Source organism: Marinagarivorans cellulosilyticus (assembly GCF_021655555.1).
GTDB classification, from domain to species: domain Bacteria; phylum Pseudomonadota; class Gammaproteobacteria; order Pseudomonadales; family Cellvibrionaceae; genus Marinagarivorans; species Marinagarivorans cellulosilyticus.
Genome location: NZ_AP023086.1, coordinates 252,414 through 267,664, shown reverse-complemented (window position 1 = coordinate 267,664; position 15,251 = coordinate 252,414). Strand labels below are relative to the sequence as shown.

The following is a 15,251-nucleotide window of genomic DNA, read 5'->3' as shown; positions in this document are numbered from 1 at the left end:
AGTGAATGCAAAATTGCGCTAGCACACACCACTAGGGGCATTACTGAATAGCTAACTCTTACCGCCAACCACAAACTATTTTATCGCCCACATAAAAGCGAGGCATCAACAACTCTAAATCACTCCCATAAAAAAAGCCCGCAAAGAAGATTTGCGGGCTTAAATTTTTTACCGTTGTGCTAGTAACTGATCAGCGGCATCTAAATGCGGCTTTATCTGCCATTTCTGGTTCTACTTGAATATTGGCAAGGCGTATATTTAATTCGCCATCGGTAATAAAGCTTAGGGCTTCGGTGACGTAGTCCATATCTAGGCCGGCTTTTTCAAAACATAGGACATCAACCGATAAACGATTCCACTCGTTGATGGGGGCTGCATTTACTTTCATGGTGATGTCGATTTTGTGGCTTTTTGAGGTGTCGCCCAATTGTAAATACACGGGCTTTTCGGCCTTACTTAAGCGGTAAATATCAAAAGCAATAATCGAATTATTTTCGACGTGGCCGCTAAATTTAACCGGAACATCTTTAGTGCGTAAGCTTACTTGGCCCCAACCATTGCCTTGCCATTTAACGTCAACGGCGTCGCCTTGGGTTTCTTGGTCGGCTTCGGACAAGGTAATTGTTTTACCATTAATTAAACTGCTTTGGTAAAGCACTTGCTCGCCTTCGGCTTCGACAAATAATTGCCAAGGGTCGCGGGCGCGGCCTTTGAATAATGGGGTATTCATGACTAAGCCATCCAATGCATTACCGGCATCGGCATTTAATGTCGGTACAGGCTTGCCTGGTTTGGCATAACTTAGGCCATAGCCAAATGGGAATAGCGGGTCGTAATCGGCATTGCCAACGTTCACTTCGTATTGGTCGGCATATTTTGGCCAGCTAAGCGGTAGCGTGCCGGTAAAGTCGTATGCGGCTTTGCCTGTTTTATCGCTAAACATTAAATCGGCTAAAGCGGCGCCTTGGGAACCAGGCAACCAAGCGGCAATAAAGGCATCGCTGGCATTTATTTCGCGGTTTAGCCACAAAGGCCGGCCAGAAATAAATACGCTAATCACTTTAATGCCATCGGCTTTTAATTTTTCCATTAACAAAGCATCGCTGTGATCACCAGGCTGCCAAGCTAAGGTTTTAATATCGCCTTGCCATTCGGCGTAGGGCTTTTCGCCAAACACCATAATTGCCACATCGGGTTTTTGACTGTAATCGCCTTTGGGTTTTAATTCTACTTTACCGCCCGCGGCTTTAACGTGGCTTTGAATACCTTGCCAAATAGACTGCCCATTGGGGAAGTCTGCGTTGGTGGTGCCAGTGCCTTGCCAAGAAATAGTCCACCCCCCAGATTGACGGCCAATATCATCAGCGGCGGAACCCACCACTAATACATTGCTGCCAGGGTTAACCGGTAGGGCTTTATTGTTGTTTTTTATTAGTACAGCCGATTCGCGCACTGCTTGGCGAGCCAATTCAAGGTGTTCCGGCGCACCGAATAAAGCTTTGTTACCCGCCAATTTGCGAGCAGAAGGTTTAGGAGCATCCATAATGCCGGCGCGGTATTTACTGCGTAAAATGCGCGTTACGGCATCGTCTATGCGGGCTTCGGGAATAACGCCATCGCGCACTTGTTGCACGGTGTTTTCGATAAAGCTTTTCCAGTGTTCTGGCACCATGAACATATCCATGCCGGCCATCACCGATGCTGGGCAGTTATCTGGCTTGCAGCCGGGCACTAAGGCATGACTGTTCCAATCGCCAATAACAAAACCATCAAACCCTAAACGGTCTTTAAGTACATCGGTTAATAAATATTGGTGGCCATGCATGCGCGTGCCTTGCCAGCTACTGTGCGATGCCATAATGGATAACACACCCGATTCGATGGCCGTAAAGTAGCCTGGTGCGTGAATATCGATAAGCTCTTGCTCGGTAGCAAGGTTATCGGCGCGGTCTACGCCATCGACGGTGCCGCCATCGCCAATATAGTGTTTGGCCGTTGCCAATAAACGGGTGCCATCCATAAAGGTGCCGTCTTTAACGGAGCCCTGTAAACCTTCCACCGCCGCCTTACCCAGCTTGGCCACTAAGGCGGCATCTTCACTGTAGCCTTCGTAAGTACGGCCCCAACGGTCGTTGCGGGTTACAGATATTTCGGGTGCAAATGTCCAGTCTTTACCTAAAACCATGGTTTCGATGGCAGTTACTTCGCCAATTTTACGCACCAGCTCCGGGTTATTTGTAGCACCTAAGCCCACGTTATGCGGGAAGATAGTCGCGCCAATCACTTTGTTGTGGCCGTGAACCGAATCGGTACCCCAAATAAGGGGAATGGCTAAACCGCCATCACTGGTGTCGGTGGCGGCCTCGTAAAAGGCATCTAATTTGGCAAGCCAAGCGTCTACACTGGCAAACTTGTCGCCGTCCAAGTAGCTACCGCCGCCTTCCAATACAGAGCCTAAGTGATATTTTTTGACATCCTCGGCGGTCACAAAGCCAATTTCGGCTTGCGTCATTTGCCCCACTTTTTGCTCTAACGTCATTTGGCTAACAAGCTTGGCAACCTTTGCATTAATAGCGGCTGTTTGCTTGTGGTCGAATGGCGACTTTAACGTTGGCCATAACATGGGGTTATATTCTTGGCTGGCGGGTTTGTTGCTAGCGGCTTTGGCATCTGACTTTGCAGGTGTATTACCGCAGCCGGTAGTGCATAAAGCAGCAACCACTAAGCCGAGTAATAAGCGTTTGGGGGGCAGCGCGCTTTTCATGGGCGTCCTCTTGTATTGTTATCAGTTTTTGAGTCGGGCGAGTATAACAGGGGAAAACCAAGCGCCTACAGCCCACTAAATGATGCGCGCGCCAATTCGCAGATCTTCAATACCGCTTAGCGCACACTCGCAGCGCGACTGGGCACACAGTTTTGCCGCCACAACAGCTTCGCGGGGGTTCACTTGATATGCATCAACAAGTAAACGCCCGCACGCTTGGTAGGCTGGGATCACTCATACAGGGGCACACAACGTTGGGCGAAACTATGCGTACTGAAATTATAGAAGCACTAAATACCGCAAGTAAGCTGATTACCTCGCAACTGGATTTAAAAGACTGCGCCTCGCACGGCGAGCCGATTCTAAAAGAAGCGCGCTGCCAGCAGTGTTTGCAGCTGTCGGCTTGTAGTTGGCGCTACCATTCGCTGGTTGAGCGCAGCAACAACGTTGATGCCAGTACTGAAGAGCTGCAAAGAGATTTTGCGCTGGCCCAGCTACTGTTGCAGCAAGCTGTCGACCAGCTCAGCTTATCGCCAGATGATCACGATGAAGCTAAAGCGTGGTTACTTAACACGGCATCGTTAAAGAGCAGCGGCGTAGACGATCTTAACTAAGGGGCGGGCACTAAATAACTTGCCATTTTTGACTTCCTGGGTGCACGCTTGCCTTCGTTGGAAATATTTGCAATAGCCAGCTATTACGCCATATTTTCGCCTTGCCAAGCAAGCACCCACAAACCCAAATTCCAGCAACTTATTCCGTGCCCGCCCCTAAGCGTTCTGTTTGTGCCGTAAAAACCACTCGACCACGACCAAATTCACTGCCAAACCACCCCAAATCACTGCGGCAATAATAGTGTCATTTAAAATGCCGGTAATGCCCACCCAGGGAATAATCAGCAAGCGCTGAGTAGCTGGGCTTAACATTGCCGCTACAGCACGCATCATCCAGGCGCGGTGGCGCGCAATATCCCGCCGCAAAATAGCTTTTACACTCAAGATTAATGAGCCAAGCAGCACTATGTTATGCGCCAAAATACCTAAGTACTTCATGGTGCCACCAAAGGCGGGGTAAAAGTGATTCATCCATAAGCTACTCGCACCAGCGCCAAAGGCACAAAGTATTAGCACGCGCCCTGCCCAACGATGCCATAAAGGGTAACGCCGACGAATAATGCCTGCAAATTGAAACGGCGCGATAAGATTAAAGATGGTGCCACACACAATATGTGTTACCACCGGCCAAGGCATGGCAAAGTAGTGTAAGGCTTGATCCGGCGTAGGGGCAGGCGGTAGCCCTTGGCCCAAACTGTATAACTGCAACGCACCAAAAATAACCGAAACACTGCCGAGCATTAGCAGTAAAAACGGTGTAAGCCATTGCCGTGAAGTAGCCGAGGGTGAACCAACTATAGTAGTCATAACGCAAACCTAACGCAGTAAAGAAGTCACTACCACTTTGGCGCAAATAAGCATGGCAACTGTTGACTAGGGTCAGCGCGGACTCGCTGTGTCTTTGCCTACCCGCACAGACACCCAAACCACGCCCGCACTAGCATTGCGCGGGCACATTTGCTTATATGCAAGATTCATCGCTACCCAACAAGGAACACACCACGTGGCCGATACTGCCGTTTTAGCAATTGTGATGGCAACACTAGGGCAGGTATTGCTGAGCCTATCGCTACTATTACCGCGCGCGCTTCATACGCAAACATACTGGCCGCTAGCGGCTTTTTTTATCCTGAGTGGCGTGATGACAGCAGTGCCAGCCGCGGCGGTGTTTTTACCTGCATGGCAAACGCATTTAGTGGCACTGATGGCGCCCGCCTTTTTGTTGCAGGCACCGGCACTGTGGCTTTATGTGCAGGGCTTAACATCACCTACACCTTGGCGCTTTAATTTGAAGCACGCGTGGCATTTAGTACCTGCGGGCTTTGGCGCCGTTACAGCGATTACGATATTAAGCCTGCCACCTGCCACGCGTTATGCGTTGTTTCTCTCTGACCAAGCCGTTAATACCCCGCTTGCCGATGCTGCGTCTTTTTGCGTGTTGCTTTGCCTTTTACTGTGGCTGGTGCAATCAGGCATATACCTGTGCAAGATGGTTAAGCGCTTAACGACCTACCGCCAGCAACTAAAAAACTTATTTGCCAGTAACGAGCAACGTGAACTCGGCTGGCTTAGCCTCCTGCTAACCATAGCCGGCAGTACTTGGGGGGTATCGCTACTGATTATTATTTTTGGCGTTATGGAAAAAGACACCGGCATAAGTAATAAGGTACTCGTAAGCTTGTACTTCTTACTGATTTGGTCGCTGGCGACATGGGGGCTTCGGCAAAAGCCCGGGTTTGAAGGACGATACCAACCAACAGAACCTACCATAAAAAAACAGCCGCAAGCAGAACCACCAAAGCCCAGCGCAAAATATGAGCGCTCCGCTTTGGGGGCAGAGCAAGAAGCCCGCATCGCACAAAAAATACAAATCGCCATGCAAGAACAACAGCTTTACCTAGACCCTGCGCTATCGCTCCAAAAGCTGGCCCAACACCTTGCCATTACGCCGCATTATGTGTCGCAAGCCTTAAACAACAACCTGCAGCAAAACTTTTTTGACTATGTAAACCAATGCCGCGTCATACATGCCAAGCCGCTAATTCTAGCTGGCGAAATGACGGTTATCGATATTGCCTATACCGCTGGTTTTAATGCTCGTTCGTCGTTTTACAAAGCGTTTAAACGGGAAACAGGGCAAACTCCGACGGAATTTAGGGCTAAAAGTTAATGCAATGTTAGGGTCTAGGCTTAACAGCTATAAACACCCCCAACAAATACCCCAACACCCAGTAACGGCAAGCACACTGGTAACTTAGCTCGCACAGCAGCAACGTGCCCAGCAATAACAAGGTAGGCTCTGCCATGCCTAGGGCTTGCTCTTTTAAAATCCATAGGCCAAGAATAAGCACCGTTTGATGCACAATGTAATAGCAAAAAATGCGCTGGCGCAGCGGCCTAAGCCAGGGGTAATCCACCACAAGGTAACGCGCGCCCAAGGCGAGTACCGCCAATAACCATAGCCAGCGGTTAGCCGAAAACACAAAGCCTTTTGCCGCTAAAACGCCCTCTGCCAGCTGGCCACTAAACACGGCTGGCAACTTACCCACATACATTAGCACCAGCGCAAAGCTAGCGCTTGCCAACAGCAGGCTTGGCAATATTAAAGTTGGTAAACGCTGCCATAACTGGGGCCACACAACCCATAAGGTGCCCATACAAAACGCCAAACCATAACTGGCATGACTAAACCAATCTCCAATAAAAGCGTAATTTTTGGGGTAGGCGGCATATAACCATTCACCAATAAGCCAATACAGTAACGCTGGCACCACAAGCAACCCCGCATAAAGCCCCCATTGGCTTAAGCGATGGTTTAGTTGCCAATAGCGCGCCTTAAACGAGACAACACCCGCAACAGCAACCGCGATTAGGCTGTAACACAGGACGTAAGGTAAAAACCATAGGTGGTTCCACGTCCATGGTAAAGCTCCCATGCGACCATAAACAGCCGGTAGCTCACCAAAGGGGTTAAGGTATTGCAGCAGAAAATCGCCATAGCCCATGCTAGCAATAAAACCTTTGTCTTTTAGCTCCACAAAAACCTGTGGCGCCACCCAAATAAACACTCCAGCCAGCAGTGGAATACCAAGGTGCACGATACGTAACCGCCCCACTGTTAGGGTCGGCTTGCGCTGCAGCATAATGGCCACTGCCATGCCGCTTAATACAAATAGTAAATCCATACGCCACTGGTTGCTCCATAGCATAATGCTTTGCAGCCAAGGGCTTTGGTAATGGCTTTTAATATGCCAACCCCAGTCGGGCACATAGGCCATACCTAAGTGGTAAAGCATTAATAATCCAAAGGCTAAAACCCTAAGGGCATCAATGGCGACAAGGCGTTGGGGTGGGGGTGGGGAGTTTGGCTCCGCTTTTTGGGTCATGGTCTCGATCTTTTAAGCAAAATAGAGACGCTATGCTGGCCTAACAGGCGGTAATCCTTTAACGCTAAGTGACTGATTATTATAAAATTGTGATAAGCGGCAGGGGTCTTCTCCGCTTTAGTGAGGTAAAAAGAGATGCTAAGACCCGCCATATCCGTTGAAATGTAAGGTTCTCACGCCACTACACTTAAACGAATATATGAGCCTTAACATCTCCAGCAAAATTTTGAGCCTTCCTGGTCAGCGTGTCAAACAAGTTCAGCATGACTTGGCCCTGCAAAGATTGACTATACACTGCAAGCGAGACCGTCGTTATAGAGCGATTGACCCGTCAAGTAATGAGGCGGCCAACATCAACCGATACTTGCGCAGAACGATCCGTGATGTCCCTTTGTGTGGCTTCGAGTGCTATTTGGAAGTTGAGCTCGCTCAAGTTGTGACGACTTGCGGTAGGCGTCTAATGGAGGCTTGCGAATTTGTCGATACAGGCAATCGCTATACTCAAAGATTTTGCCAGTTGGTGAGCGGATTGTGTCGCCATATGAGTATCAGCACGGTCAGTCGGCACCTAAAGCTACGATGGGAAACGGTGAAAAATATGGATAAATTTCACCTAGAGAAAACGTTGCCTGCACTTAATCCTGAAAAATTAATTGACTTAAAATATCTTGGGGTCGATGAAGTCGCTAGAGCCAAAGGCCATGATTATATGACGGTGATTTATGACATGGAATCCGGTCATTTAATTGGCGTTGAGACAGGCCGTAAAGCCGAGGTGTTGACAGCGTTTCTAAAGCGCTTACCAGCACAAACCGCTGAAAACATAGAGGCGGTAGCCATGGATATGGGGCCAGCCTATCAAAAATCGGTACGCGAATGCTTGCCTAATGCTGACATTGTTTTCGATCGGTTTCATGTGATGCAAAACTACAGTAAAGCCATGAGCAATCAGCGTAGGATCGAGTTCAGAAAGGCGGATCGCGCAGGCAAAGAGCAGCTTAAAGGTACCCACTACCTGTTGTTAAAAAATGCCGACAAGTTAAATGATAAACAAGCCAATAAACTCCAGACATTGCTCGAAAATAATTCCAATATCAATACACTTTATATACTCAAAGAGCAGCTCCAAGCTTTGTGGAATGCAGGGAATTATGACGCCATGATGAATGCATTGGAGCAGTGGTGCGACATCGCGGAACAGACGAATATGCTCTATCTCAAGAAATTTGCAAAGTCACTAAGGAAGCATAGCGTAGGCATTTGTAACTACGGAAAACACGGGCTGACTAGCGCCAGAATTGAAGCCGGCAATGTCAGCATTGGCATGATTCGCAAGCGAGCAAGAGGCATCAAGGATACCGAGTACTTCAAGCTAAAAATAAGGCAATCATCGATGCCTGACGAGCAATCCATGTTCTATGGAAGCCACTAGATCACCTCACTAAAGCGGAGAAGAGCCAGCGGCAGGCCACTGTGACGGGGCTGCGGCCCTTGCCCTTAGGCTTCGGGCTTACGCTGGCTAATCGTCGTTAACAGCAGTACAAAAAAGCACAGTACCAAGTTAAACAGTGGGATTTGTAACGCCATAGGCATAGAGTAAATAATCAGTACGGCGGGTATCCAAATAAGCCAGTTAGTCACTAAGGTTGTGGGTATTTGCAGAAAAAAGAAATCGCGATTTAACAGGCCGCGTAAACGGGAAAAACTAAAGCCGGCTTCTTTCCATGCGTAGCCAATGGCCATGGTGGGCGCAGCCCAAAAGGTGCCGTAAATAAACTGGTCGACCAATGTTTTTTTAATGAGCGTTGGCCAATCGGACCCAGTACCAAACCAATGTGCTTGCGCACTGTAGAACAAGTCGACCTCTACTCCCTTATAGGCCCAAAAGAAGACATAAAACAGCAGAATAGGCAGCACTGCACTGCGTACAAGGCCTGTAAACCACAGGTAAGCAAAGGGAATTAAACCGCCAAAAATTGCCGTGGCAACCAGCGAATAGCCCCAACCATAACTGAGCTTTAGCTCTGCAAAGGCATTAAATACCGGCGCCGCTGCCGGCCATTTAAAATAGGCCAGCGCCAGCGCTAAGGCAAAAATTTGCAAGCATATACCCGGGATGAGGTTTTGTTTTAACGCTTGTTGAATGTTTACAATAAGTGGCTTCATACCGTAGCTTCAATAATGTTTGGCGTGCAATTTACCGCTAAATGACCAAAAACGGAAATAAAACGAATGATGGAAGCCTCTGCAATTCAACGCCGCCTTAGCGCACACTTTTTGTCTTACCAATGGCTGTGGGCGCCATTGCTGCTTTTAAGCTGGCTAAGCGTGCACTTGGTACTTAATACCACCACAACGCTTATGGAGGCGCGACGCGCTGGCTCTTCTTTGCCCCTGTGGGAGCCACTGTGCTGGGAGGCAACCAGCATCATTGTAGTCGCCCTATTAGTATGGCCCATAGCACAGCTGCTAAAACATTGGCCTAGGCAATGGGCTTGGTATTGGCAAGGCTTATTGCATTTGTGTGCACTGCTATTATTTTCCGCTATACACGTCAGTGCCATGGTGGCGTTACGCAAACTTTGGTATATCGCCATGCACAGCCATTACGTTTTTGGCGATTGGCGTTATGAGTTTATTTACGAGCTACGCAAAGATGCCGTCGCTTATTTATCACTGGTTATTATCATTAGTGCCTATCGCTTTATTGTTCGGCGTATTCAAGGCGAATCGAGCTTATTGGCCAAAACCGAAAACACCACTGAAATCATGCCCGATAAACTACTCGTAAAGAAGCTTGGCAAAGAATTCTTGATTGCGGTAAATAGTATTGATTGGGTCGAAGCCGCCGGCAATTATGCCAACCTACACGTCGGCGAACGCGTATTTCCTATGCGCATCACCATGACGCAGCTCAGCCAGCAATTACCGGCTAACCAATTTGCCCGAGTTCACCGCTCGAGCATTGTGAATCTAAACCAAGTCGCGCATATAGAAAGTCAAGACGCCGGTGATTACGCATTGACACTCAAAAATGGCATACAGCTCACACTATCGCGGCGCTACCGCGACGCGTTTAAAGAGAAGTTGAGTTTGTGATTGCGGCAAATTACAGGGTATTGTTACACGCCTCTCTTCCTCACTCATTTGATACCCTATTTGTCCCAACCGAGCCGCACCAGTGATTATTCGATTATTACAACTTCAAGATGCCGAGCACATGGCACATTACTACCAAACTAACAGCGCCCACTTCAAACCGTGGGCGCCCTCTCACCCTCATGGCTTCCACACCGCGGAAGCTTGGGCAGCTCGAATACAAGACTATATAACCCAGCAAAAACAAAAAAGCTTCGCCTACTTTGTCGCTTACCAAGCCGACTGCCCTAAGATTCTTGCTCACTGCACCCTTTCGCAAATTTATTATGGCCCGCTGCAGGCTTGTTATATGGGCTATGGTGTAGCGGCCTGCGCGCAAGGTACCGGCACCATGCGCCGAACTTGTAAAGAAGCTATTCGCTATGCCTTTGACGAGCTTAATCTAAACCGCATAATGGCTAACTATATGCCCCACAACAACCGCTCGGCAAAACTGCTCCAGCGGCTTGGCTTTCAAAAAGAAGGCTTAGCAAAAAATTATTTGAAGATTGATGGGCGATGGGAGCACCATGTGTTGACATCGCTGGTTAGAACTTGACCATGTGGTATTCCACCGCACAACTAGTCGTCCACACACCCATCCTAGCCACACCTAAGCCAATGCCTTTTAGGAGGACCAACACCCAAGAAATTTTGTTAACATACCCCTATGATGCATAGCTTGCGCTAAGCGAGCATAATCTAAAACCCACTTATAAAGACCCCTCAATACAGAGCCTGTACCGATATCTTGCATGGCTAAACAGCGCCTTATTTAGGCAATTTATAAAAACCTAGCATCCATACTTTGCATTAGAGATAGATGAATGAAGTACAGAGCAGAGATAGACGGCTTACGAGCTGTTGCGGTTATTCCCGTCATCCTTTTTCATGCGGGCATTAGCGGCTTTTCAGGCGGCTACGTTGGTGTTGACATATTTTTTGTTATTAGTGGTTTTCTTATCACCACCATCATTATTAACGAACTCAATGATAATTCGTTTTCGATCGTTAACTTCTACGAACGCCGAGCACGGAGAATTTTGCCAGCACTTATGGTTATGCTGGCGACCACATCGATTGCGGCTTACATATTAATGCCTGCTACGCTATTGAAAAGCTACTCCGATAGTGTTTTCTCTGTAGTTACCTTCCTTTCCAATGTTTACTTTTTCTTAACCAATGGATACTTTTCGACCGCGTCCGATGAAAAGCCCCTGCTTCACACATGGAGTCTCGCTGTCGAAGAGCAATACTACGTATTCTTTCCCCTTTTGATGCTTTATTTAGCCAGTACTGCACGCTGGAAAATAGTAACGCTATTAGCCGGCATATCGGTAGCTTCTTTATGTTTATCAGAGTACTTATCTATACGACAATTTAAGGATGCCAATTTCTATTTAATTACTAGCCGAGCATGGGAGCTATTAGCCGGTTCACTGCTAGCATTCTACCCCCGAACAACGGCTGGCAATAAGCCTAAGTTTGACGAGATAATGGCCGGGATTGGCTTATTATTAATAATCTACAGTATTATTTTTTATACGCATAAAACACCATTCCCTGGGGTTTATGCCATTGTTCCCGTATTAGGAGCCGCATTAATCATACGCTATGCAACAAGTACCACTCTTGTAGGTAAACTGCTTTCGCTAAAACCTTTCGTCTGGATAGGCGCAATATCTTATTCGCTCTACCTTTGGCACCAACCTCTATTTGCATTCTTAAGAATGAAATTTCAACACGAACCCTCTATTGAGCATTTCAGTGTTGCCATTGTATGTACATTTATACTTGCTTAGGCATGCTGGAGATATATCGAAACCCCGTTTAGAAATAGAAAGAAATACAATCGAAGAGCTATTTTTAGTTACTCGATTGTTGCTTTATCTTTTTTTGGGGCGCTTGGCCTCACAGGCTCCTACTTTAAAGGCTATGAAAATAGATTTTCAGCTCCGACCTACCCAGCAACTACGCTATATAGCCCAAAACGTAACGGATGCCATACATCCGGAGCCAACTACCTTAAGCCAGACAAGTCCTGCCAATATCAAAACGGCAATCTCAAATGGGCCGTATTTGGTGATAGTCATATTGTTGAGCCCGCATACGCCCTGTCTCAACAACTAGAATCAAAAGGCGAAAGCCTACTCCACCTGAGCTTTAGTGGCTGCCCGCCGGTATTGCTATATGACGGCGGCCGCATCGGCTGCACCGAGTGGTTTCGAGAAAGCTTAAGCCATATACAAAACAAGAAAGAAATTGAGAATGTGCTAATTGGCTTTCGGTACACACCATTTATTTATGATGCTGAACATTACATTAGAAAACACCCTGAGCTATTTCCAGAAGGTAATATAGACCCTCGAGAAATATACTGGAAAAGCCTACACGAGGTTATAAAACGGCTGCAACTGTCAGGTAAAAAAGTATTTGTACTATTCCCAATCCCAGAACTACCTGTTGACATAGAAAAAATAACGACACCGTTTTCCATATTTCATAAGCAATATACTTACGACCTAGCCAACACTATTCCTATTGATGAATACGAGGCGACTAATGCGTTTATTTTAGACAAACTTAACCAGCTGCCTTGGTCGGAAAACTTGATAGCCGTTAAAACTATAGACTCACTGTGCGGCGACTATTACTGCCCTGCAATAAAAAATGAAAAACCCCTGTTTTTTGACAGCAATCACTTAAGTATTTACGGTGGTGAAATCATCGCCAAAAGCATCATGAATCTGCAGTAAGCAAAATTTCAATCATAGCCACTCGGATTTACTTTAGGGTCGAAAAAATATGCAACTAATAGACTACCAGCGCTTCAAAAATAATATCGCATTAATAACTGAAGATAATATCGAGATTTCTTATTCCAAATTAGAAGAGCATGTTGACAATTTTATTAAGGCAATGGGTTCAGAGGCGGGTCTAATTCTTATTGAGTGCAGCAATGACCTTCGCCCTATTATTTGCTACTTAGCGTCACTAAAAATTGGCATGCCGGCGATGTTAGTAAACCCTAAAGATGAAATAAATATCCAAAGCATTTTATCTACCTACCCGATTAGCTATCATTATTCAAAATCTTCTGGCGTATGGAAGTTATCAACACCAGAAGCTGACTCAACCGTTTCGGTACACCCCGACCTTTGCGTAGTACTATCGACATCTGGCAGCACTGGCAACGCCAAACAAATTAAACTTAGCCAAAAGAACATTATCTCAAATGCCGAATCGATCGCCAGCTATCTGGGTTTGACCGAAAAGGATAGAGCGATTACAACACTGCCCTTTAACTATTCGTACGGCTTATCAGTCATCAACTCCCACTTAAGTGCTGGCGGCTCTGTTGTTCTTAGCGAATCTACGGTTACAGAAGAAAAGTTCTGGGAATCTTTCAAGCAGCATGAATGTACATCATTTGCAGGGGTCCCCTATATTTATGAACTATTAGAAAGGACAAATTTTCAGACACAAGAGCTCCCTAGCCTGCGTTACTTTACCCAAGCGGGCGGACGCCTTTCAGCCGAAAAAGTAAAGCTTTTTAGCCATTTAGCTAAGAAAAAATCTGCAGAATTTTATGTGATGTATGGGCAAACAGAAGCAACAGCGCGCATGGCCTATCTACCGCCTGAGCTAGCAGCAGATTTTCCTGATTGCATTGGTGTTTCGATACCGGGGGGTGAATTTAATTTACTAGACGATAAAAATCGCACTATCACAGAAACTGGAATTGATGGTGAGCTGATTTATCGTGGACCAAATATTATGATGGGGTATGCCACTAAAGCTTCGGACCTACTCATAGATGAAAAATTAGATACTTTAAAAACAGGGGATGTCGCACAAATTAATGAAAAAGGCTTATATCGCATAACCGGCAGAATAAATAGGTTTATCAAACCCTTTGGTATCAGATTAGGTTTAGATGAGCTAGAGAGTACCTTTGAAAACGAAGGGTTGTCGTGTTTATGCACAGGCAACGATGACGAGTTGTTAATTGCTGTTAGCGATACCGCATTGCAAAATCAAGTAATGGCAAGAGCATTGGAGCTAACTCGGTTACCTGAATCTTGCGTGCGGGTAGTTATCGCAAGTGAGCCACCGCGCCTCAGTAACGGAAAAGTAGACTATAAGACACTTCAAGTACAATTTCCAAAAGTAGAACCGACTTTAACCTCAACTCAAGGGTCTATACAAGATCAACTAACTGCCATTTACAAAGCACGCCTAAATATCAATGACGTGAGCCCGCAAGACACGTTTAAAACCTTGGGAGGCAGCTCGTTAACCTATGTTCAAACCAGTTTAGATATTGAAAAGGCACTGGGTACTGTACCTGATCACTGGGAGACGCGGCCAATCGATGAACTAGCAACGCTCGCGACGAGCAAAACGGGCAGGCGATGGGTGTCTAAATTAGAATCCAGTTCCGTTGTAAGGTGCTATTCCGTGTTAGCTGTAGTTATCAACCATGCAGGGCTATCATTCATGGCTGGTGGCGCCGCATTACTGTTACTAGTAAGTGGATTAAATTTACTTCGCTTCCAATGGGAAGCATTACTTAACGGTAATACAAAATCCTTCTTCAAATCAATGACCATTAACGTACTGCTACCATATTGGACCATTCTAATCATACTCCCCATACTTAAAGGAGACCCGATTAATTTTCCAGCCATTTTCTTGGTTATGAATAACATTCCCGATACAGGAGTTGTCCCTCTGCCGGCCTGGTTTATTTGTGCCTTAGCACAAAGTATTTTTATTACTGCATTACCAATTATGTATAAACCACTGCGTAATTGGGTAAGGGATAATGGTTTCTCTTATGCTGGCATATTATTGACAATTGCAATTGCAGCACGCGTTATGGATCAATACTTCAAATGGGGTGAAACTTATGGGCTTTCAGGCAAAGAAATTACATGGTGTTACTGGTTATTCGCTCTAGGCTTTTTGGGCTTTGCAGCAACGGAACTAAGACAAAAGCAAATTGCTTCTGCCTTAACAATTTTTCTACCGATTATATTTTTCCCTAACGATCTTTCTAGAATGATAACTGTTGCTCTTGGTGGATTGTTACTCATATGGTTCCAGAGTATTAACATACCTTCGCTCCTAAAACCTATGATCGCGTCAATTGGCGGAGCAAGCCTTTTCATCTATATGTTGCATTCAAGGGCCCCAATAGACAGCTTTAGTGCCGACTGGCATATTGATATAGCACGTATTGCTATCGGTGTTGCACTTGGCTTAGTCGGCTGGAAACTTTATGAGCTATTCTTAATTTGCTCCCGCCAGGTGATCAAAAGATGGATGAAAAATTAATAATTCTAT

Annotated in this window: 12 protein-coding genes; 8 read left to right on the top strand and 4 right to left on the bottom strand. The window is 46.3% G+C overall.

Features of this window, described 5'->3' with window-relative positions:
* Window positions 1–190: 190 nt before the first annotated feature.
* Window positions 191–2,764, bottom strand: coding sequence for a glycoside hydrolase family 3 protein (locus MARGE09_RS01000; protein WP_236985506.1), 2,574 nt, complete (start codon window positions 2,762–2,764; stop codon window positions 191–193).
* 266 nt (window positions 2,765–3,030) lie between these two features.
* Here MARGE09_RS01000 and MARGE09_RS00995 point away from each other — a divergent pair, with 266 nt between their 5' ends.
* Window positions 3,031–3,378 carry a hypothetical protein gene (locus MARGE09_RS00995; protein WP_236985505.1) on the top strand — a complete coding sequence of 116 codons (348 nt, stop codon included), beginning with the start codon at window positions 3,031–3,033 and terminating at the stop codon, window positions 3,376–3,378.
* A 156-nt stretch (window positions 3,379–3,534) separates the two neighbouring features.
* Here the strand turns inward: MARGE09_RS00995 and MARGE09_RS00990 are convergent, their stop codons facing one another.
* The gene (locus MARGE09_RS00990) at window positions 3,535–4,185 is read right to left on the bottom strand and encodes a DUF2306 domain-containing protein (protein ID WP_236985504.1); all 651 of its coding nucleotides are present in this window, start codon (window positions 4,183–4,185) and stop codon (window positions 3,535–3,537) included.
* Window positions 4,186–4,273: 88 nt separating this feature from the next.
* Between MARGE09_RS00990 and MARGE09_RS00985 the strand changes: the two genes are divergently transcribed.
* A complete protein-coding gene (locus tag MARGE09_RS00985; RefSeq protein WP_236985503.1) occupies window positions 4,274–5,548 on the top strand; it encodes a helix-turn-helix domain-containing protein in 1,275 nt (424 codons plus the stop codon).
* 7 nt (window positions 5,549–5,555) lie between these two features.
* Here the strand turns inward: MARGE09_RS00985 and MARGE09_RS00980 are convergent, their stop codons facing one another.
* The gene (locus MARGE09_RS00980; RefSeq protein ID WP_236985502.1) at window positions 5,556–6,764 is read right to left on the bottom strand and encodes an acyltransferase family protein; all 1,209 of its coding nucleotides are present in this window, start codon (window positions 6,762–6,764) and stop codon (window positions 5,556–5,558) included.
* A gap of 199 nt (window positions 6,765–6,963) precedes the next feature.
* On the opposite strand from MARGE09_RS00980, the gene MARGE09_RS00975 reads away from it, so the two are divergent.
* Window positions 6,964–8,196 carry an ISL3 family transposase gene (locus MARGE09_RS00975; protein WP_236981837.1) on the top strand — a complete coding sequence of 411 codons (1,233 nt, stop codon included), beginning with the start codon at window positions 6,964–6,966 and terminating at the stop codon, window positions 8,194–8,196.
* Window positions 8,197–8,261: 65 nt separating this feature from the next.
* Here the strand turns inward: MARGE09_RS00975 and MARGE09_RS00970 are convergent, their stop codons facing one another.
* Window positions 8,262–8,930: a hypothetical protein gene (locus tag MARGE09_RS00970; RefSeq protein WP_236985501.1), complete on the bottom strand. Its 669-nt coding sequence runs from the start codon at window positions 8,928–8,930 to the stop codon at window positions 8,262–8,264.
* 66 nt (window positions 8,931–8,996) lie between these two features.
* Between MARGE09_RS00970 and MARGE09_RS00965 the strand changes: the two genes are divergently transcribed.
* The 5 genes from MARGE09_RS00965 to MARGE09_RS00945 all read left to right on the top strand — a co-directional run bounded on the left by MARGE09_RS00965 (window position 8,997) and on the right by MARGE09_RS00945 (window position 15,242).
* The gene (locus MARGE09_RS00965) at window positions 8,997–9,863 is read left to right on the top strand and encodes a LytR/AlgR family response regulator transcription factor (protein WP_236985500.1); all 867 of its coding nucleotides are present in this window, start codon (window positions 8,997–8,999) and stop codon (window positions 9,861–9,863) included.
* An 82-nt stretch (window positions 9,864–9,945) separates the two neighbouring features.
* The gene (locus MARGE09_RS00960; RefSeq protein WP_236985499.1) at window positions 9,946–10,461 is read left to right on the top strand and encodes a GNAT family N-acetyltransferase; all 516 of its coding nucleotides are present in this window, start codon (window positions 9,946–9,948) and stop codon (window positions 10,459–10,461) included.
* Between the two features lie 268 nt (window positions 10,462–10,729).
* Window positions 10,730–11,704: an acyltransferase family protein gene (locus tag MARGE09_RS00955; RefSeq protein ID WP_236985498.1), complete on the top strand. Its 975-nt coding sequence runs from the start codon at window positions 10,730–10,732 to the stop codon at window positions 11,702–11,704.
* A gap of 15 nt (window positions 11,705–11,719) precedes the next feature.
* A complete protein-coding gene (locus tag MARGE09_RS00950) occupies window positions 11,720–12,658 on the top strand; it encodes an SGNH hydrolase domain-containing protein (protein WP_338040768.1) in 939 nt (312 codons plus the stop codon).
* 49 nt (window positions 12,659–12,707) lie between these two features.
* The gene (locus MARGE09_RS00945) at window positions 12,708–15,242 is read left to right on the top strand and encodes an AMP-binding protein (protein WP_236985497.1); all 2,535 of its coding nucleotides are present in this window, start codon (window positions 12,708–12,710) and stop codon (window positions 15,240–15,242) included.
* Window positions 15,243–15,251: the final 9 nt, after the last annotated feature.